The 19,463-nt window shown below is 58.3% G+C and carries 21 protein-coding genes; 6 read left to right on the top strand and 15 right to left on the bottom strand.

The genetic code is table 11. From position 1 onward, the window contains the following. Positions 1 to 106: 106 nt before the first annotated feature. From G6N80_RS13955 to G6N80_RS13940, 4 genes are read left to right on the top strand one after another with little or no spacing between them, the layout of a single operon-like run. Positions 107 to 952 (top strand): metal ABC transporter substrate-binding protein, encoded by an 846-nt coding sequence (locus G6N80_RS13955; protein WP_165137081.1) that lies wholly within the window; start codon positions 107 to 109, stop codon positions 950 to 952. Beyond that, a complete protein-coding gene (locus tag G6N80_RS13950) occupies positions 949 to 1,881 on the top strand; it encodes a manganese/iron ABC transporter ATP-binding protein (protein ID WP_165134593.1) in 933 nt (310 codons plus the stop codon). The genes G6N80_RS13955 and G6N80_RS13950 overlap by 4 nt, the downstream gene beginning before the upstream one ends. After that, on the top strand, positions 1,862 to 2,722 hold the full coding sequence (locus tag G6N80_RS13945; RefSeq protein ID WP_062555802.1) for a metal ABC transporter permease: 861 nt from the start codon (positions 1,862 to 1,864) through the stop codon (positions 2,720 to 2,722). Before G6N80_RS13950 ends, G6N80_RS13945 begins: the two co-directional genes overlap by 20 nt. Beyond that, a complete protein-coding gene (locus G6N80_RS13940; protein WP_062555803.1) occupies positions 2,719 to 3,558 on the top strand; it encodes a metal ABC transporter permease in 840 nt (279 codons plus the stop codon). The genes G6N80_RS13945 and G6N80_RS13940 overlap by 4 nt, the downstream gene beginning before the upstream one ends. Before the next feature lie 51 nt (positions 3,559 to 3,609). Here the strand turns inward: G6N80_RS13940 and tal are convergent, their stop codons facing one another. Then, on the bottom strand, positions 3,610 to 4,569 hold the full coding sequence (tal, locus tag G6N80_RS13935; RefSeq protein ID WP_062555804.1) for a transaldolase: 960 nt from the start codon (positions 4,567 to 4,569) through the stop codon (positions 3,610 to 3,612). A gap of 168 nt (positions 4,570 to 4,737) precedes the next feature. On the opposite strand from tal, the gene G6N80_RS13930 reads away from it, so the two are divergent. Next, on the top strand, positions 4,738 to 5,712 hold the full coding sequence (locus tag G6N80_RS13930) for a sugar-binding transcriptional regulator (RefSeq protein ID WP_062555805.1): 975 nt from the start codon (positions 4,738 to 4,740) through the stop codon (positions 5,710 to 5,712). Here G6N80_RS13930 and G6N80_RS13925 read toward each other — a convergent pair. The 4 genes from G6N80_RS13925 to G6N80_RS13910 all read right to left on the bottom strand — a co-directional run bounded on the left by G6N80_RS13925 (position 5,709) and on the right by G6N80_RS13910 (position 7,736). Continuing rightward, positions 5,709 to 5,996, bottom strand: a complete 288-nt coding sequence (locus G6N80_RS13925) for a type II toxin-antitoxin system RelE/ParE family toxin (protein ID WP_165137079.1) — start codon at positions 5,994 to 5,996, stop codon at positions 5,709 to 5,711. The two genes, G6N80_RS13930 and G6N80_RS13925, sit on opposite strands and share 4 nt — an antisense overlap. Positions 5,997 to 5,998: 2 nt before the next feature. Continuing rightward, on the bottom strand, positions 5,999 to 6,235 hold the full coding sequence (locus G6N80_RS13920; RefSeq protein ID WP_062555806.1) for a CopG family ribbon-helix-helix protein: 237 nt from the start codon (positions 6,233 to 6,235) through the stop codon (positions 5,999 to 6,001). Positions 6,236 to 6,276: 41 nt separating this feature from the next. Further along, positions 6,277 to 7,161, bottom strand: coding sequence for a methylated-DNA--[protein]-cysteine S-methyltransferase (locus G6N80_RS13915; protein WP_165134590.1), 885 nt, complete (start codon positions 7,159 to 7,161; stop codon positions 6,277 to 6,279). Between the two features lie 80 nt (positions 7,162 to 7,241). After that, positions 7,242 to 7,736 carry a DUF2244 domain-containing protein gene (locus G6N80_RS13910; protein ID WP_165134587.1) on the bottom strand — a complete coding sequence of 165 codons (495 nt, stop codon included), beginning with the start codon at positions 7,734 to 7,736 and terminating at the stop codon, positions 7,242 to 7,244. Positions 7,737 to 7,786: 50 nt separating this feature from the next. Here G6N80_RS13910 and nth point away from each other — a divergent pair, with 50 nt between their 5' ends. Beyond that, positions 7,787 to 8,551 carry an endonuclease III gene (gene nth / locus G6N80_RS13905; RefSeq protein WP_062555809.1) on the top strand — a complete coding sequence of 255 codons (765 nt, stop codon included), beginning with the start codon at positions 7,787 to 7,789 and terminating at the stop codon, positions 8,549 to 8,551. Here the strand turns inward: nth and G6N80_RS13900 are convergent. The 10 genes from G6N80_RS13900 to G6N80_RS13855 form a co-directional block, all read right to left on the bottom strand. Beyond that, positions 8,501 to 9,250 carry a sulfate transporter family protein gene (locus tag G6N80_RS13900; RefSeq protein WP_165134584.1) on the bottom strand — a complete coding sequence of 250 codons (750 nt, stop codon included), beginning with the start codon at positions 9,248 to 9,250 and terminating at the stop codon, positions 8,501 to 8,503. The two genes, nth and G6N80_RS13900, sit on opposite strands and share 51 nt — an antisense overlap. 74 nt (positions 9,251 to 9,324) lie before the next feature. Next, positions 9,325 to 10,905, bottom strand: a complete 1,581-nt coding sequence (locus G6N80_RS13895; protein ID WP_165137076.1) for an FGGY-family carbohydrate kinase — start codon at positions 10,903 to 10,905, stop codon at positions 9,325 to 9,327. 52 nt (positions 10,906 to 10,957) lie between these two features. Beyond that, a complete protein-coding gene (locus G6N80_RS13890; protein ID WP_062555812.1) occupies positions 10,958 to 11,644 on the bottom strand; it encodes an HAD family hydrolase in 687 nt (228 codons plus the stop codon). A gap of 9 nt (positions 11,645 to 11,653) precedes the next feature. Continuing rightward, entirely contained in the window at positions 11,654 to 13,135 is a 1,482-nt protein-coding gene (locus G6N80_RS13885; protein WP_165134581.1) for a mannitol dehydrogenase family protein, read from the bottom strand. Positions 13,136 to 13,191: 56 nt separating this feature from the next. Then, positions 13,192 to 13,968: an L-iditol 2-dehydrogenase gene (locus G6N80_RS13880; RefSeq protein WP_165134578.1), complete on the bottom strand. Its 777-nt coding sequence runs from the start codon at positions 13,966 to 13,968 to the stop codon at positions 13,192 to 13,194. Next, the gene (locus G6N80_RS13875) at positions 13,965 to 14,963 is read right to left on the bottom strand and encodes an ABC transporter ATP-binding protein (RefSeq protein ID WP_165134575.1); all 999 of its coding nucleotides are present in this window, start codon (positions 14,961 to 14,963) and stop codon (positions 13,965 to 13,967) included. The genes G6N80_RS13880 and G6N80_RS13875 overlap by 4 nt, the downstream gene beginning before the upstream one ends. 26 nt (positions 14,964 to 14,989) lie before the next feature. Next, positions 14,990 to 15,820 (bottom strand): carbohydrate ABC transporter permease, encoded by an 831-nt coding sequence (locus tag G6N80_RS13870; protein ID WP_062555815.1) that lies wholly within the window; start codon positions 15,818 to 15,820, stop codon positions 14,990 to 14,992. Positions 15,821 to 15,823: 3 nt separating this feature from the next. Next, complete coding sequence (locus G6N80_RS13865) at positions 15,824 to 16,696, bottom strand: carbohydrate ABC transporter permease (protein WP_062555816.1); 873 nt, start codon at positions 16,694 to 16,696, stop codon at positions 15,824 to 15,826. Between the two features lie 240 nt (positions 16,697 to 16,936). Beyond that, positions 16,937 to 18,256 carry an ABC transporter substrate-binding protein gene (locus G6N80_RS13860; protein ID WP_062555817.1) on the bottom strand — a complete coding sequence of 440 codons (1,320 nt, stop codon included), beginning with the start codon at positions 18,254 to 18,256 and terminating at the stop codon, positions 16,937 to 16,939. Positions 18,257 to 18,403: 147 nt separating this feature from the next. Continuing rightward, the gene (locus G6N80_RS13855; RefSeq protein ID WP_165134572.1) at positions 18,404 to 19,357 is read right to left on the bottom strand and encodes a sugar-binding transcriptional regulator; all 954 of its coding nucleotides are present in this window, start codon (positions 19,355 to 19,357) and stop codon (positions 18,404 to 18,406) included. Positions 19,358 to 19,463: the final 106 nt, after the last annotated feature.

Genomic DNA, 19,463 nt, shown 5'->3' with positions numbered 1-19,463 from the left:
GACAGCTCAACTTCTGCCGCTACATTGTAATGCGAACCATTTGCAATAAGGATCCGATGCCGTGTCTCTGTTCCGCCTTGCCGTGCCGCTTTGCCTTGTTTTCTCGATGCTTGGGACCAGCAGCCATGCTGCCGAAAAGCCGAAAGTGGTGACGACCTTCACCATCATCGCGGATATGGCCCGCAACGTTGCAGGGGATGCAGCCGACGTCGAAAGCATCACCAAACCCGGCGCGGAGATCCATAATTATCAACCGACCCCCCGCGACATTTTGCGCGCAAGAGATGCAAACCTGGTCCTGCGCAACGGCCTCAATCTGGAACAATGGTTCGAAAAATTTCTGGTCAATCTCGGCAAGGTACCAAGCGTCACCGTATCGGACGGGGTCACTCCCATGGCGATTGCTGGCGGAGCCTATCAGGGCAAGCCAAACCCGCATGCCTGGATGTCGCCGGAAAATGCGCTGATCTATGTGGAGAATATTCGCAAGGCGCTGGTTGGCATCGACCCTGCGAATACCGAGACCTACAACAGGAACGCCAAGACCTATAGCGACAAGATCCGCGCTGCTGTCCAACCCATGCGCGATGCCTTGTCGAAGCTGCCGGAAACCAATCGCTGGCTGGTCACAAGCGAAGGCGCATTCTCCTATCTGGCCCGCGATTTCGGCATGAAGGAACTTTACCTCTGGCCGGTCAATGCCGACAGCCAGGGCACGCCGCAGCAGGTCAAGGCGGTCATCGATGCGGTCAGGTCCAACAAGATCGGCGTCGTCTTCTCGGAAAGTACGGTGTCACCCGATCCCGCAAAGCAGGTCGCCCGCGAAACGGGTGCCCGTTATGGCGGCGTCCTCTACGTCGATTCGCTGAGTGAGGCGAACGGCCCTGTTCCGACCTATCTCGATCTCTTGAAGGTCACCACCAGCACCATCGTGAAAGGGCTTGCGCCATGATGATGGGCAAATCGAAGCGCTTCAGTTCGGGGCTCTCTGTCAGCCATGTAACGGTCGCCTACAAGAACGGCCATGTGGCGCTGCGCGATGCAAGCTTTAACATTCCGAAGGGCACCATCACAGCGCTGGTCGGCGTGAACGGTGCCGGAAAATCCACTCTTTTCAAGGCGATCATGGGCTTTATCGGTCTGGCGGAAGGCCATGTGGACATGCTGGGCATGCCCGCCAGGCAGGCACTGAAGCAGAACCTTGTTGCCTATGTTCCGCAGGCAGAAGAGGTGGATTGGAACTTCCCGGTTCTTGTGGAAGACGTGGTGATGATGGGACGCTACGGCCACATGAATTTTCTGCGGATTCCCTCTCGCCGCGACAAGGAGATGGTGACGCAGGCGCTGCGGCGGGTCAACATGGAGGCCTTTCGCAAACGCCAGATCGGCGAACTGTCCGGCGGTCAGCGCAAACGCGTTTTCCTTGCCCGCGCACTGGCTCAGGAAGGTCAGGTCATTCTGCTGGATGAGCCCTTTACGGGCGTGGATGTCACCACCGAAGAGCAGATCATATCGCTCCTGAAGTCCCTGCGCGATGAAGGCCGCATCATGCTGGTCTCTACTCATAACCTCGGCAGCGTTCCGGATTTTTGCGACCGCACGGTCTTCGTGAAAGGCACTGTCATCGCCTATGGACGGACCGAGGAGACCTTCAACGAAACCAATCTGGAAAAGGCATTTGGTGGGGTCTTGCGGCATTTCATTCTTGGCGGCGCAGACCTGCATGACGACGACGACGCGCGGCATGTCCGCGTCATTACCGACGATGAGCGGCCCTACGTGACCTATGGCAAGCAGGGCGGCAAGCTTGTCGCCAAACCGCAGGCCAGCCCGGATCATAAGGCAAAGCAGGAGGCGGCCGATGCTCCAGACGCTTCTTGAGCCCTTCTCCTACGGCTACATGCTGGATGCCATCTGGGTCAGTGCGCTGGTCGGCGGGGTGTGCGGCTTTCTCTCCGCCTACCTCATGCTCAAAGGCTGGTCGCTGATCGGCGATGCCCTGTCCCATGCCATCGTACCGGGTGTTGCGGGTGCCTATATGCTGGGCCTGCCCTTCGCGCTCGGCGCCTTTCTGTCCGGCGGACTGGCGGCGGGGGCCATGCTGTTTCTCAACCAGCGCACGCGCCTGAAGGAAGATGCGATCATCGGCCTGATCTTCACATCCTTCTTCGGGCTTGGCCTGTTCATGGTGTCGCTGTCGCCCACCTCGGTGAACATCCAGACCATCGTGCTCGGCAATATTCTGGCCATCACCCCGGAAGACAAGCTGCAATTGCTGCTGATCGGCGGCATCAGCCTCTTGATTCTGAGCCTGAAGTGGAAGGATCTGATGGTGGCCTTCTTCGATGAGAACCATGCCCGCACCATCGGCTTGAGACCGGATCTGCTGAAGGTTCTGTTCTTCACTCTGCTGGCCGCATCAACAGTTGCGGCGCTTCAAACAGTGGGCGCCTTTCTCGTCGTTGCCATGGTGGTGACACCGGGGGCCACCGCCTATCTGCTGACCGACCGCTTCGAGAAACTCATCGCCATGGCCGCTGGGATCGGCGCCGTCACAAGCTTCGTAGGCGCCTATGCGAGCTATTTCCTCAACGGTGCCACGGGAGGCATCATCGTCGTGCTGCAAACGCTGATCTTCCTCACAGCCTTCGTGTTTGCGCCCAAACATGGCGTGTTGGCAGCCCGTAGACGTCGCAGATTGACACTGCAGGAGACGGCATGAGCGAGCTTCTTGAATGGGTCATCCTGCCCTTCCAGCTTCCCTTCATGCAGAACGCCTTCCTAGTCACGCTGATGATCTGCATTCCCATGGCCATGCTCTCCTGCTTTCTTGTGTTGAAGGGCTGGTCACTGATGGGGGATGCGGTCTCTCACGCCGTGCTTCCGGGTGTGGTGCTGGCCTACATGCTCTCTTTGCCATTAGCACTCGGCGCCTTCGTTGCCGGGCTCGTCTGTGCCATCGGCACCGGTTTCATTAAGGAAAATAGCCGCATCAAGGAAGATACCGTGCTCGGCATCGTATTTTCCGGCATGTTCGGTCTCGGCCTCGTGATGTTTGTTGCCGTGAAAAGCGACGTGCATCTCGATCACATCCTGTTTGGCGACATGCTGGGTATCGGGCCTGCCGACCTGCTGCAGTCTGGATTGATTGCTCTGGCCGCAACACTCTTTCTGGCGATCTTGCGTAAAGACCTGCTGCTGCACGCCTTCGATGCCCAGCATGCCAAGGCGATCGGCCTTCCAGTCACAGTGCTGCATTATGGCTTGCTAACGGTCCTGTCTCTGACAGTTGTGGGCGCACTGACAGCGGTTGGCATCATTCTCGCGGTCGCCTTTCTGGTAGCACCGGGTGCAATCGCCTATCTGCTGGCCCGTCGCTTCCACGCCATGCTTCTGACATCCGTTGTCGTCGCATTCGGCTGCTCATTCGTTGGCATCTATGCGAGCTTCTTCATCGATAGTGCGCCAGCCCCCACCATCGTTCTGTTGATGACGGTGGTGTTCATCCTGGCCTTCCTGCGCAACAGTTTTCAGGCACGAACGCTCTCCGATGCATAAAAAAACGGCCCGTTCGAAACAGGCCGCTTTATTCGTCTCAACGTGAGGGCATCAGGCGGCAGCCAGTTCTTTCTTCACCATCTCGCGCAGGGCTACGAGGTCCTTGGCGAACAGACGGATGCCTTCCGACAGCTTTTCCGTTGCCATCGCGTCCTCGTTCAGCATCCAGCGGAACTTCTTCTCGTCGATCGGCTGGAATGCATCTTCGGTGATATTGTCCGGCGAAAGCTTCCGTTCCAGCGTGCCTTCAGCCTTGTCCAACTCGTCCAGCAGCGCAGGGCTGATCGTCAGGCGGTCGCAACCCGCCAGCGCCTCGATTTCGCCAGCATTGCGGAAGGACGCACCCATGACGATCGTCTTGATGTCATTGGCCTTGTAGTAATTGTAGATCTGGCGCACGGAAACGACACCCGGATCGGTCTCTGCCGTGTAGTCCTGACCTGTCGATTTCTTGTACCAGTCGAGAATACGACCGACGAACGGCGAAATGAGGAACACCTTGGCATCGGCGCAGGCGATGGCCTGAGCCTTGGAGAACAGAAGTGTCAGGTTGCAGTCGATGCCTTCCGTCTGCAGAACTTCGGCCGCCTTGATGCCTTCCCAGGTGGAGGCGAGCTTGATCAGGATACGATCCCGCTCGATGCCGCGCTCCTTGTAGGCGGCAATGATGCCATGCGCCTTTGCAATCGAGGCCTCTGTGTCGAAGGAGAGGTCTGCATCCACTTCCGTGGAAACGCGACCGGGCACCAGTTCAGCCAGGGCTGCACCAACGGAGATGGCCAGACGATCGGCAACGGCAGCCACCACAGCATCGGACGATCCGTTCTGGCTCTTGCCCCAGGTAATCGCTTCCTTGACCTTGTCGGCGAAAGCCGGGGTGCCCAGCGCCTTGAGTACGATCGTGGGATTGGTGGTGCAATCCACCGGCTTCAGACGCGCAACCGCCTCGATATCGCCCGTATCGGCGACCACCGTGGTCATGGCGCGGAGTTGTTCAAGTTTGGATGCCATCCGATGTTCCTAACGCTTTCATTTGCGGTCGGAGAGTCTGCTCTCCCATGAGTCTACTATGTGCGCGCTCACACGCTGAAGTCAAGACATTTGCTGAATGGATTTGACATTTGTTTCATCTCAACGGATAGTTCCGGTGGAACATATCAACGGATAACAGCAGGCGCAGTGGCAAAGCTCAGACGCGAAACGCATCAGGCCTATTCGGAAGCGGCATCCCTTCGGTTGCGCGCCGCATGGCTCTATTACAATCAGGGCCTGACGCAAAAGGATGTGGCGGAAAAGCTCGGCATCAGCCGCTCCACCGTCATTCGCATGCTGGACGAAGCCTTGAAGCGGTCCGAGGTTCAGATCTGGATCAGCGAGGGGATCGATGATTGCGTCGAACTCGCCGTCAAGCTCGAAAAGGCCTACGGGCTGGACGAAGCCATCGTCGTACCGGCGCCGGATCGATCCGATGCGGGCGGCATTGCAAAGGCTGTCGGTCTAGCCCTTGGCCATTTCCTGACGGAAGTGGTGGCCGATGATATGACAATCGGCGTCGGCTGGGGGCGAACCATGACCGCCTCGCTTTCCGGATTTCGTCCACCGCGGCGGGAGAACTGCAAGGTGGTTTCCCTGCTCGGCGGCATTGTTGCTGTGCATCAGACCAACCCTATCGACTACACCTGGCGCCTTGCCAGCCAGTTGGGGGCGGAATGCTACATGTTCCTTGCGCCGCTCCTGGTAGATTCGGTTCAGACCAAGCGCGCACTGATCGAGCAATGCGGTCTGAAAACCATCTACGATCTCGCCGAAAACCTCGATCTTGCCATCGTTTCCTGCGGCGATATCGGCCCGCACTCGACTTCGCTGTCAGAGGGCTTCATCTCGAAGACTGAGCTTCAGGATCTGATTGAGGCGGGCTGCGTCTGCGACACCATGTTCAATTTCCTGGACGCCGAGGGCCGCACGATCGATCATCCCATCAACGAGCGGGTCATGTCCGTCGATCTGGATACTCTGAAGAAGGCAAAGCACATCGTGCTATCATCGGGTGGGGCCCACCGCGCCCATGCCATTCTCGCCACCATCCGCCGCATCGGCTGCAATACGCTGATTACCGATGAGGGTGCCGCGCGGGCATTGCTCGCTAAAGGCTAAACCTCATCTGGCCACGCCTTGCCGCCATGTTGAACAAACAATATTTCGACCGCTTCCTCGTTAACACGGTAAGCGACGATATAAGACGTTGCGCTTATGACGAGTTCCCTCGTTCCCGGAATCTCTCCGATACGACCAGCAAATGGATTGTTGGACAGCAGCTGTTCGATCCGCGAGTGGATCACTCGAACGAGCTGCGCGACAGCACGGGGATTGCGCTCAGCCACAAAATCACCGATCGCCTCAAGCTCGCGAAGGTAACGCCGCGTCCAGACGATTTTCACGCTCAAACCGGATCATACTTGGTCAGTACACGAGAAATCTCATCCTCGGATGCGAACTCTCCACTGTCCGCCTCGTCAAGGCCAGATTGAACTCCCGCGATCCAACGCTCCTGCCAGGCAAGAGACCGGCCATTGGCGAGAGCGTCTTCAATGATTTGACTTCTGGTAAGCCGCGAGCGCTCCGCCAAGAGATCGATGCGGCGGCTGATATCGTCAGAAAGTTCAATACTGCTCTTCATCGTCGAATGATCTCACAAGAGAACCGCTGCATCAAGTTCCCTCACCCCTTCCCCGCTTCCCAGCCGAGAATGGCGCGCTTGCGCGTGAGGCCCCAGTGATAGCCGGTCAGCGCGCCGCTTTTGCCGAGCGCCCGATGGCATGGAACCACGAAGGAAATCGGGTTGCGCCCGATGGCAGCTCCCACTGCGCGGCTGGCTGTCGGCTGACCTATATCGCGCGCCACATCGGAATAGGTCACAGCCTTGCCGAAGGGTATTTTCAACAGGCTTTGCCAGACCCGGATCTGGAAATCCGACCCAATGAGAACCACGCGCAACGGCTCTTCGCAGGCCCATCGCCGAGCGTCGAAAACCCGGGAAATATAGGGCGCGGTCGCGTCAGAATCCTGAACGTAATGTGCATTCGGCCAGCGTCGTGCCATGTCGTGAAAGTAGGCATCGCGTCCACCCTCATCATCCGCAAAGGCCAGCCCCGCAAGCCCCCGATCCGTAACCATCACTAGCGCCAGCCCGAAGGGTGACGGATGGAAGCCATAGCGCATGGTCAGTCCACCGCCTTTCGCCTTCCACTCTCCCGGGCTCATAGCCTCGTGCGTCACGAAAAGATCGTGCAGTCGGCTAGGTCCCGACAGGCCAACCTCCAGAGAGGTTTCCAGAAGCGGAAGCTCCTCCTGATGCAGCAGCCGTTTGGCGTGGTCCAGCGTCACTGCCTGCAGAAAGGCCTTAGGCGAAAGGCCCGCCCAACGCGTGAACACCTTCTGCAATTGCGTGGGCGATTGGCCGAGTTCCGCTGCGATCGCGTCCAGCGATGGCTGTTCGCGATAGTCAATAGTGATCAGTTCGATGACCTGCTTGACGATGGCATAGTCCTCGCCAGAGGGCGTAATATCAGTGGCCGTTTCGGGCACGGGCGACAATGCGTTCATGGCAACATTCCTCTTCGTCGGCGCAATTCATCACGCCGGCGCGCTGCACGCCACCCGTTTCTTGCGTAGATCAAGGCAGATCAAACCCGCTGCTTCACCGTCGCAAGAGCGCCACGAAATGCCTTGGCAAAGCTTTCCCGGTCATCAGGGTTCAGGAAGGATCCGATATCCGTATGCCGTCCCTCTCCCGTCACATGCATGGAGGTAATGCCGTATTCGTGGTGGCGCCGCACCCGAAACCGTGCCCAGAAAGGATTGAAGCTGTGCTCGACCACGCGCCCGGCAGGCGAAAATTTGCGGACGGAAACACTGGTCCGCGAGACGGTCACCTCTTCGCGCGCGCGCCCTGACCGATAGTTCAGCAGGAAAGCGCCCCATAGCAAAAGGAAATCCAGGCCGAAGAAAAGCCCGATCGGCCAGGCCCCCGTCGCAAGGAAGAAGATCGCATGCAGCATGCAAATGGCGCCGCTGATGGCCAGCATGATGCGGAAACCCCGTGGCCCAAGGGAGCGATACGGAGTGAGTTCTGCGGCAAAAACCGGTTGTTCTTCTGTCGCCTGCACGTTGCCTTCCATCCTCTGCCTTGCGATACAAGCCATATGGCAACTCTTGAAACCTAATCCACATGCAAACCAGACAAAAGTCAAATGGCGCGGCGAGAAGCCGCAGACATGCCCGCACTGCCTACAACAAGGCAGAGCTGGAAGAGATCTTCCGCAGGTTCTCGATCCAGAGGCCGGAACCGAAGGGCGAACTGGAACATGTGAACCCGTTTACACTCGTGGTAGCCGTTGCTCTGTCCGCGCAGGCAACCGATGTCGGGGTCAATCGCGCCACGCGCAAACTGTTCCAGATTGCCGATACGCCGGAAAAAATGCTCGCGCTTGGCGAAGACGGCGTCATCGAGCATATCAAGACGATTGGACTTTATCGTAACAAGGCAAAAAACGTCATCGCGCTCTGTCGAATGCTGATTGATGAATTCGATAGTCAAGTGCCAAAGACGCGTGAGGAATTGATGCGCCTGCCGGGCGTAGGTCGAAAGACGGCCAACGTCGTCATGTCCATGGCCTTCGGCATTCCAACATTGGCCGTCGATACCCATGTTTTCCGCATCGCCAACCGCATCAAGCTGGCTCCGGGCACGACCCCGGATGCAGTGGAGGAAAACCTGCTGCGGGTGATCCCGAAGGATTATCTTTTCCACGCGCATCACTGGCTGATCCTGCATGGTCGCTACACCTGCAAGGCGCGCAAGCCGGAATGCGAAACTTGCGTCATTGCGGATCTCTGCCGCTATCCCGCCAAGACAAACGATATTCCAGCTATCCTAGAGGAATTACCCGCGCAGATGATTGGCGCTTCCAGTCTGGCCGACGAGAGTGAATGACGGATCGCGGCGGCTGATCGCCTTGTGAAGGTGGACCATCAGGCCCGCCGCAAACAGGGGCGTCAGCAGATTGACGAAGGGAATAGCCAGGAATGCTGCGATCAAAAGGCCCGCCAGAAACACCGTACCTTTATGTTTCTGGCGAAAGGCCTTGGCTTCCGGCGGTGTGCGAAAGCGCATGGCAGCGAATTCGAAGAATTCACGCCCCAGCAGGTAACCGTTCACGAGGAAGAAGGCGACAAGATTGACGCCTGGAATGAACAGCAGAAACAGGGCGATGATATTGCCGACGATGACAACTCCGAGAAATTGCACGGATTCCAGAATGGCGCGGCCAAGCGGTAGGGCCGTACCGGGTGTATCTGAGGCATAGTCCCGCTTCTCGACAACCTCTGCCACATCATCCAGAAACAGACCGGCGATCAACGCTGTGATAGGCGCGATTAAAAGAGCAAGCCCGAGTGCCAGACCGATCCCGGCCACGATGGCGAATAGGAAAGTCAGCCAGCCTGCCCAGTCCGGCACGGTTGGCATCAGCTGCGCAAAATAGGGCCAGATATAGAGGGCGAAGATCTCGCGCAGGGCAAACCATAGGCCGATCAGCACCAGGATCGTCAAGCCAAGGACCTTCCAGAACACGGAGCGTGTTTCCGGCGCAAAAAGGTTTACGAGCGACAGTCGCGCGGCTTCTAGGATCATGGGTCGGCGGCTCCTTTTGTTACCACCCATGTAGGAGGCGGAGATTTTTCAAACAAGCGGTGAAGCCTGCTGTTTCAAATCCCTTCCAGCTCGGCACGATGACGATGCATGGCCATGAAGCGCCGGTAGTCCCGCTCATAAACATCTCTGCGTGCAGGATCGCACCGCCGGATCGTTCCGCCCTGATCCATGGCTCTGCCGGCATCTGCCATCGTTGCGTTCATCCCGGCTGCCACGGATGCCGCCATGGCGGAGCCCAGAAGCACCGCATCCGGCGCATGGGGAATGCGGATGGAACGCCCCGTCACATCCGCATAAAGCTCCACAAGCAGTGGGTTATGAATGTGACCACCCCCGGCATGCAGCATGTCGAAACGATAACCGATCGCTTCCATCGCATCGAGAATATGCCGAAGGCCGAGAACCAGCGCCACACAGGTGCGCCAGTAGATCCGGCACAGACCGTCGAAACTCGTATCGAGCGTCAGCCCGCTCATCACGCCAGTTGCACGCGGATTGGCAAGAGGAGAACGATTTCCGTGGAAGTCCGGAAGAACATGCAGGCCTTCTCCGAACCGATCGCCTTCCCGCTGCCTCAACACGATGATGCGATCGATGATGGCCTGATGGCGCGCCGAATCCGGTTCGCCGCCACTGGCGTGCATTCGCACAATGTGATCGAGAAGAGCTCCCGTCGCGGACTGGCTCCCTTCCACCAGCCAGAAACGGTCAAGCGCCGCTTCAAAAAATGGTCCCCAGAGCGACGAACCGTGACGTTCGGTCCTTGAAAAGGCGACGAGACAGCTTGATGTTCCGCCGATGAGTGCAGCGTTCCGCTCCAGCGCGTCGTCATCGGCCAGCACTCCGGCAAGAAGGCCAAGACCGCCTGCATAGGCGTCGATCAGTCCGGCGGCGACAACGCAACCCTGATCGAGGCCAAGCTCCTGCGCCGCGTGCGCGCTCAGATGGCCGATTGCCTCGCCGGGTCCGGCGCTTCGATCTGGAAGGTTCCCCTTGTCGCGAAAATCCTCCAGCCCGGCCAGGGCCAGAAAACTGGTGTTCCATCCCTCTGGCTCGTGCGCCAGATAATTCCATTTCGCGGTCAGCGTGCTGCGCGAGCGCGCGGCAGATCCCGTCGCACGCCAGGTCATGAAATCGGCAAGATCGAAGAAGAAGCCAGACTTCTGCCATTGCTGCGGCATGTACCGCTTGAACCACATCAGCTTCGGGATCTGCATTTCCGGCGAGAGAGAGCCGCCGACATGATCGAGAACCGGATGGCCTGTTGCATTCATTTCTTCGGCTTCAGCCACGGCACGATGGTCGAGCCAGACAATTGTATCGAAACGCGCATCGCCCGTTTCTGAAACGGAAAGCTGCGCGCCCTGGCTATCGCGTATGACGAGTGAACAGGTTGCGTCGAACCCCAGACCCGCAATCTGAGAGGCTTTTACGCCGGAGGCGGACAATGCCTGACGCACGGCAGAGCAGGTTGCACGCCAAATGTCTTCGGAATCATGTTCGGCAAAATCGGCCGGTCCCCTTCGCATTTCGATCGGGTGACGCGCCTTGGCCAGCATGCGGCCGTCACGGCTGAAAATGCCTGCGCGCGCACTGGTCGTACCTATATCGACCGCGACCAGATACTCCCGCATCAGGCTTTGCTTTCCATCCCGTTGGGCCAGCACCCTCGTCCGCATGTCGAACTCAGGCTCGAGCCTCACATTCTTTTTCGACAAGGTGGATCAAATCGGCCATGTCGTCAAATATGACGGTCGGCTTGAGTGCGGAAATCTCGGTGCGATAATCCTCCCGATCGGCATGCGATCCGCCGGTGAAGGCAAAGACTTTCATGCCTGCCCGCTGCGCCGCAATAATACCCGCCGGACTGTCCTCCACCACGATGCAGCACAGCGGATCTACGCCCATTTCTTTTGCCGCATGAAGAAAAAGATCAGGCGCCGGCTTTCCGTTTTTGACCATCGTGGCGCTGAAAATATACGGTTCGAGATGCTCCCTTAAGCCCGTCAGATCAAGCGACAGGCGAATGCGTTCGGGCTGGCTTGAGGACGCAACGCATTTGCGCCAGGGCAACTGCGCAATAACCTCCGCTATGCCAGCAATCGGCTGTAACTCCTTCTCGAACCGCGCGTAGAGGTCTCGCCGCATCCGCTCCAGAAATGCGGCATCGGCACGGATGTCGAAATCCGTATCCAGCACAGAAACCAGCGTTGCCATGCTGCGCCCGAGAAATCGTTGATAGGCTTCGGTCTCGGTCAGATGGCCGCCATGCGCAGCCACCGTATCCAGAAGCACGCGGATGGAAAGCGGTTCGCTATCCACCAGCACACCGTCACAGTCGAAGATCAACAAGGGTTCGCGCGTGTTCGTCATCGCGCAAGATTAGCTCACCAGGCGATCATCAAGATAGAGCTTAAGTGTCTCCGCAGTCCCCTTCGTCCACAGCGTCTTCAAGGCATGCGCAAAACGGCTGCGGAAATGCTCGGAACCGGACACCGCCCCGAAGATCTCGTCAAAAGTCAGGAAGGCATCCGGATTGTCTTTCGCCTCAAGCGCTGCCGCTTGAAGTTTTTCCGCGCTCGCATCGTTGAAGACGATCGGCTTGCCACTGTCCGTCGTTCCGGCAAAGTATCGGCACCAGAGGGCTGAAACCAATGACAGCCCGACGATATCCTGCCCCTGCCTCAAACGGTCTACGGTGGAAGGCAGAATGAATTTTGGCTGGCGGTTGGATCCATCCTGAGCGAGGCGCGGAATGGTGTCGCCAATCTTCGGGTTGAGAAAACGCCGCTCGATCAGTTGGTAATAGTCGTTGAGATCCGTATCGGGCACCGGCGGTACGATGGGAATGATCTCCTCGCGTTCCAGCTTGGCAAGGAAGGCCCGGATCAGCGGATGCTCCATCGCTTCATGTACGAAATGAATGTCGAGAAGCGCTGCCGGATAGGCAATCGCCGCATGGCCACCGTTCAGGATGCGGATCTTCATCAGCTCGTAGGGGGCAACGTCGACTACGAATTGCACACCCACTTTTTCCAGCGCCGGACGACCTGCGGGGAAATTATCCTCCATCACCCACTGCTTGAACTCTTCGCAGAAGACAGGCCAGTTGTCGTCAATGCCGAATTCGTGGTTCAGAAGGTCGATCTCGCGCTTGCCGGTCGCAGGCGTAATGCGGTCCACCATGGAGTTTGGAAACGCGACGTTCTGATGGATCCAGTCGGCAAAGGCCGGATCGGAGAGACGGGCCAGACCGCAGACGGTATTTTCCGTCACGTGGCCATTGCCCGGAATGTTGTCGCAAGACATGACCGTGAAGGGAGCGATGCCCTTCTCCCGCCGCAGCTTCAGACCGGCGATGATCAGCCCGAACACCGTCTTCGGCTGAGCGAGGTTCTGGCTGTCCGCAACGATGGCTGGATGGGCCGGATTGAAATGGCCCTCGGCATCGATGAAGTATCCGCCTTCGGTGATGGTCATTGAAACGATCCGGATCTTCGGATCGGCCAGGGCTGCGACAATGGCGCCAGAATCTCCGACAGGCAGGATATCGACCATCGGCGCCGTAATCCGTGCGCCAGTCTTGTTATTGTCCTGCTCAACGACGGTAGTCAGGAAATCCTGCTCTGCCAGCTTGTCGCGCATGGCCTGGTCGGACGGCAGGACGCCTGCTCCAAGGATGGCCCAGTCATGGTCCCGGCCAAGATTGAACAGATCGTCCAGATAGACCGCCTGATGGGCACGATGGAAGTTTCCGACACCGAAATGCAGAATGCCCGCGGAGAGATGACCCGGATCATAGCCCGGAACAGTGGCGGTTTTGCCGGCATCGGCAAGCGTGGAAAGAGAAAGTTTCACAGTCATCGTTCGGTCCTCGAAGGATCCCAGAAATTGAAGAGGCTGATCGCTAGCATCAGCGATCAACTCATCCAGTTGCCGCCGTCGACATTGTATGTCTGGGCGACGATGTAATCTGCCTCGGGAGAAGCCAGGAAAATGGCCATGCCGGTCAGGTCTTCGGCGCGGCCCATGCGACCGAAAGGCACCGCCTCTCCCACCAGCCGCTTCTTTTCGCCAAGCGGACGATTTTCATATCTGGCGAAATGCGCGTCGACGCCGTCCCAGTGCTCGCCATCGACCACCCCCGGGGCAATTGCGTTGACATTGATGCCGTGCTTGATCAGATCGAGCCCTGCCGATTGCGTCAGAGAAATGATTGCCGCCTTGGTGGCACAATAGACACCGACCAGCGCTTCGCCCCGTCGGCCTGCCTGGCTTGCCATGTTAATGATCTTGCCGCCCTGCCCGCGGGCGATCATGCTTCTGGCAACCGCCTGCAGCATGAACAGCGAACCGGCGACATTGATCGAAAACAGCGTCTCGTAGCTCTGCCGGGTGATCTCGACGATGGGCGCCAGATCAAACAGCGCCGCATTGTTGATGAGAATATCGACGCCGCCCGTTTTCGCCTCGACCGCCTTTACGGCTTCATCGATGCTGTCCTGACGCGTAACATCAAGATGCACCGCATAGGCTTGAGCACCGATTTCGTTGGCCGTCTCGGTCGCGCGCTCCAGATTGATATCGGCGATGGCAACCGTTGCACCCTCGCGCACATAGGCCTCCGCGAAAGCACGCCCGATGCCCCGTGCCGAGCCGGTGATGATGGCAGATTTGCCCTGAAGACGACCTGTCATAGCGCAAGCCCCCTGTCGTTGAAGCGATGCAGCTTGGTTTCATCCGGCGTCAGGTAGACGCGGTCACCGTGGCGAACGCCAAACTCGCCACCGGCACGGGCCGTTACGGTTCCGACCTCGGGAACCTCGATATGCATGAACGTGTCCGAACCCAGATGCTCGGCGATGGTGACGGTGCCTTCCCAGAGACCGCTGTCACGGGAGAGACCGATATGCTCCGGGCGGATGCCGACCGTCTTCGCACCATTGGCCTGAGCAAACTTGCCTTCGATGAGGTTCATGCGCGGAGACCCGATGAAGCCTGCGACGAACAGATTGGCCGGTTTGCGGTAGAGCTCCAGGGGAGAGCCGACCTGCTCGATATTGCCGCGATTGAGCACGACGATCTTGTCGGCCATGGTCATGGCTTCCACCTGGTCGTGCGTCACGTAGATCATCGTGGTCTTGAGCTGCTGGTGCAGCTCACTGATCTCGAGACGCATGTTGACACGCAGCGCCGCATCGAGGTTCGACAGCGGCTCATCGAACAGGAAGGCCTTCGGCTGACGCACGATGGCGCGACCGATCGCGACACGCTGGCGCTGACCGCCAGACAGCTGACGCGGCTTGCGCTCCAGATAATCCGTAAGGTTCAGAACACGCGCCGCATCGGACACCTTGCGGTCGATCTCGCCCTTGTCCATACCCGCCATCTTCAGCGGGAAGGCGATGTTGGAACGCACGCTCATATGCGGGTAGAGCGCATAGGACTGGAATACCATGGCAAGACCGCGCTTTGCCGGCGGCAGTTCCGTCGCGTTCTGCCCATCGATGACAATCTCGCCGCCGGACACATCTTCCAGACCGGCAATCAGGCGCAACAGGGTGGACTTGCCGCAGCCGGAAGGGCCGACGAACACCACGAACTCGCCCTCGTTGATCTGCAGGTCGATCGAGGGAATGACCTTGGCTTCGCCAAAGACCTTGGAGACGCTGCGAAGAGTAATGGAACCCATCTTCGTTTTCCTTGAATAACGGCCGACTACTTCACGGCGCCAAAGGTCAGGCCGCGCACGAGCTGCTTCTGGCTGAACCATCCGAGGATGACGATCGGTGCGATCGCCATGGTCGAGGCAGCAGAGAGCTTTGCGTAGAAAAGACCTTCGGGGCTGGAATAGGAGGCGATGAATGTGGTGAGCGGAGCCGCGTTCGAGGTTGTCAGGTTCAACGTCCAGAAGGCTTCGTTCCAGGCCAGAATGATGTTGAGCAACAAGGTGGAGGCAATGCCGGGAACCGCCATCGGTGTCAGGACATAGATGACTTCCTTCATGAGGGAGGCACCATCCATGCGGGCAGCTTCCAGAATTTCGCCCGGGATTTCCTTGAAGTAGGTGTAGAGCATCCAGACGATGATCGGCAGGTTGATCAAGGTCAGCACCACCACGAGCCCGATGCGGCTATCCAGCAGACCGCCATCGCGGAAGATCAGATAGATCGGGATCAGGGCGCCAACCGGCGGCATCATCTTGGTCGAGAGCATCCACATCAGCACATCCTTGGTGCGCTTGGTCGGCGAGAACGCCATGGCCCAGGCCGCAGGAATGGCAATGAGGAGACCCAGCAGCGTCGAGCCGAACGAGATAACCACCGAATTCCAGAAATGGCTGAAGTAGTCCGACCGGCTCTGCACCTCGTGGTAGTTCTCCATCGTCCAGTTGAAGAAAAGGAAGACGGGAGGGGAAGCGATGGCATCGCCTTCCGACTTGAAGCTGGTGAGGAAGGTCCAAAGGATCGGAAAGAACATCAGGAACCCGATGGTCCAGGCCATCACCGTGAAGGCGACTTTTCGTTGAGTAGAGACTTTGCGTGCCATGGATCAAGCCTCCAGATTCTTGCCGATCATGCGGATCAGGAAGATTGCAACGATATTGGCCAGCACGACCGCGACAATGCCACCGGCAGAGGCTCCGCCCACATCGAACTGCAGAAGCGCCTGGGTGTAGACGAGATAGGTGATATTCGTGCTCTGCGTACCCGGCCCGCCATTGGTGGTGACGAGGATTTCGGCAAAGACCGACAGAAGGAAAATCGTCTCGATCAGCACCACCACCGTGATGGCGCGGGCCATGTGTGGGAGCGTGATGTAGATGAATTTGGAAATGGGACCGGCACCGTCCATTTCGGCGGCTTCTTTCTGCTCTTCGTCAAGCGATTGAAGCGCTGTCAGCAGGATCAGCGTTGCAAAGGGCAGCCACTGCCACGCCACAATGATGACGACGGACGTCAGCGGTGCCACAGCCAGCCAGTCCAGCGGTTCCGCGCCGAACAGGCGGAAGAGCCATGCGAACAGCCCGTTGACCGGGTTCATGAACATGTTCTTCCACACCAGCGCCGCAACCGTTGGCATGATGAAAAAGGGCGCAATGACCAGGATGCGCACAATGCCCTGGCCGAACATCGGCTGGTCGAGCAGAAGCGCCATCAGAATTCCGCCGATCACCGATATGGCAAGCACGCCGCCGACCAGGAGAAGCGTATTCTTCAACGCATCGAAGAAAGCCGGATCGGTCAGGAAGAACTCGTAGTTCAGCAGACCGGTGAATTCTTCCGTACCGGGCATCAGCAGGTTGTAGCGCAGCAGGGAGAAATAGATCGTCATGCCAAGTGGCACGATCATCCAGGCAAACAGCAGGATGACGGACGGAGCCATCATCAACCGCGCAGCCGAACGCGTATGGGTCGTCGCCATTTTGGCCGCCTCTTGATGGTTGGTTTGTGATCTGTTCTGTCGCGTAAGGGGTTGGCCGCAGACTACTGACGAACCCGCCTCCTACCGCGACGTCATTCTCGGCCTCGAGCCGAGAACCTACTGAAGTCCAATATTCAATTGGTTGCAGATGCTCGGGACAGGCCCGAGCATGACGAAAAAGCTGAAGGCGCTTTGTCAACAGGCTGAGATGGGCCGCAGAAACTGCGGCCCATCGAACCATCACTTCTTCGGGTAACCGGCCTTCTTCATTTCACGCTCGGTCAGCTGCTGTGCGCTGGCCAGAGCCTGATCGACCGTCATCTGACCGGCAAGAGCCGCAGAGAACTGCTGTCCGACAGCCGTGCCAATCGCCTGAAATTCGGGGATCGCCACATACTGCACGCCTTCATAAGGAACCGGCTTGACGGTCGGCTTCTTCGGGTCAGCCGCGTTGATGCTGTCGAGCGTCATCTTCGCGAAAGGAGCCGCCTTCTGGTACTCCGCGTTCTGGTAGAGCGAGGTGCGCGTGCCCGGAGGAACGTTCGCCCAGCCTTCCTTCTCGGCCACGAGGTTGAGATAGTCCTTGCTGGTTGCCCAGGCGATGAACTTCTCTGCCGCTTCAACCTTCTTGGAGCCTGCAGGGATTGCCAGGTTCCACGACCACAGCCAGTTGCCACGCTTGCCCATGCCGGTATCGGGAGCCAGAGCGAAGCCAACCTTGTCGGCGACCTTGCTTTCCTTCGGGTTCGTCACGAAGGAAGCAGCAACCGTTGCGTCGATCCACATGCCGCACTTGCCGGTCTGGAAGAGCGCCAGGTTTTCGTTGAAGCCGTTCGAGGAAGCGCCCGGAGGGCCAGCGTCCTTCATAAGCTTGACGTAGAAGTCGAGCGTCTTCTTCCACTCAGGCTGATCGAACTGCGGCTTCCAGTTCTCGTCGAACCAGCGGGCACCGAAAGCGTTCGAGGTGGCCGTCAGGAAGGCCATGTTCTCGCCCCAACCGGCTTTGCCGCGAAGGCAGATGCCATAGGTCTCAGATCCCTTGTCGGTGATCTTGCGGGCCGCATCGGCAATGAAGTCCCACGTCGGGGCATCCGGCATCTTCAGCCCGGCCTTGTCGAACAGGTCCTTGCGGTACATGACCATCGAGCTTTCGCCGTAGAAGGGCGCGGCATAAAGCTTGCCATCAACGGTGAGACCCGAACGGATCGGCGGCAGCAGATCGTTCGCATCGTAGGCGGCATCCTTGGAAAGCTTGTCGAGCGGCGCAAGCCAGCCCTGCTTGCCCCAGATCGGGGCTTCGTAGATGCCGATGGTCATCACGTCATACTGGCCACCCTTCGTCGCCACATCCGTCGTCACCTTCTGACGCAGAATATTTTCCTCAAGGGTTACCCATTTGACGTCGATGCCGGGGTTTTTCTTGGTGAACTCATCCGTCAGCTTCTGCATGCGGATCATGTCGCCGTTGTTGACGGTCGCGATCGTCAGCGTTTCTGCAGATGCAATACCGGAGAATGCCAGCGCAGAGACCGCGCCAAGCAGAATGGTCTTCAATGTCATGTCTTCCTCCCAGAAGAACGAAAACGAGCATTCGCTTTGCTCGTGGGCAATTACTCACTTTTAGAGCAAAAATGTCAAGCAGCTATCGTCGCTGCATTGCAGCGAAAACACTTCAACACTCTGATTTTTCTAGTGAAAAATTTTAGATCAACGCTTGAGCAAATGCTCAGCAGTACGCTCATCCGTGATGAGACCGTTGATCATTCCGCCCTTCAGCGCCGCAGCGATAGCCTGCTCCTTGCGCTTTCCGAGACCGACACCGATGACGATCGACCGGTCCCGTGGTGGGATCGGAACGCTGGCCACGCGCTCGTTGATCGGATGATCGAGAAGCAAACCGTCATGTCCGAACACCCAGCCACAGATTTCTCCAACAGCACCGGACTGCATCAACGCAGTCATTTCGTCGGGCGCCAGAAAGCCATCGACACACAGCGGCGCATCGACACCCAGTTCGCCAACGCCAACAAAGGTGACATCGGCTTCAGCACCAATATTGAGTGTAGATTGAATAATGCTTTGCTGATGGAGCGCATCCCGCTCCTCGGCAGAAGAGCAGAGAACGGGCAAAGGCATTGGAAAATGGCGTGCCTTGATCGCATCCGCCATGGAGAAGATGACGTTGTAATAGGCCGCGGACCCATCGGGTCCGATATTACCGGTCAGCGAGACCACGCGATGCTGCGGGCATTCCATCGGCTCGAGTTGATCGACGGCAGCTTTCAGCGTCCGTCCTGTGCCGATCGCAAGAACGATTGGATCTGCCTTCTTCAGCCACCGCTCGATTTCCGCGGCCGCGGCTTCGGCTATGCCGACCGTCGTGGACGTGGCAGCCGGATCGCTTGGAACGACTTCGATGTGCTGCAGACCATATCGCTTCTGAAGGGCAGCGCCATATTCGAGGCATACACCGATCGGATGGTCGACACGAACCTTGATGAGACGTTCCGCGACAGCCAGAGACACTAGGCGCTGCGCCGATTGCCGGGAAATTCCCATTGTGGCGGCAATCTCGTCCTGCGTTCTGCCCGCGACATAGTAGAGCCAACCTGCTCTTGCTGCATCATCGAGCCGCCCTTGCGTATCGGATTTCCTGGCCATGTGTGAAGTCTCGCCCTGATCTCAGGCACTGCTGGCATGTTTGACAATGGAATGTCAAATGCCATGCACCGAATTGCAACAAGGCCGCACCGTAACGGCGCGGCCT

Source organism: Rhizobium rhizoryzae (genome assembly GCF_011046895.1).
In the GTDB taxonomy this organism is placed as follows: Bacteria; Pseudomonadota; Alphaproteobacteria; order Rhizobiales; family Rhizobiaceae; genus Neorhizobium; species Neorhizobium rhizoryzae.
The sequence above is the reverse complement of the archived record's forward strand: the minus strand, read 5'-3'. Positions and strand labels throughout refer to the sequence as shown.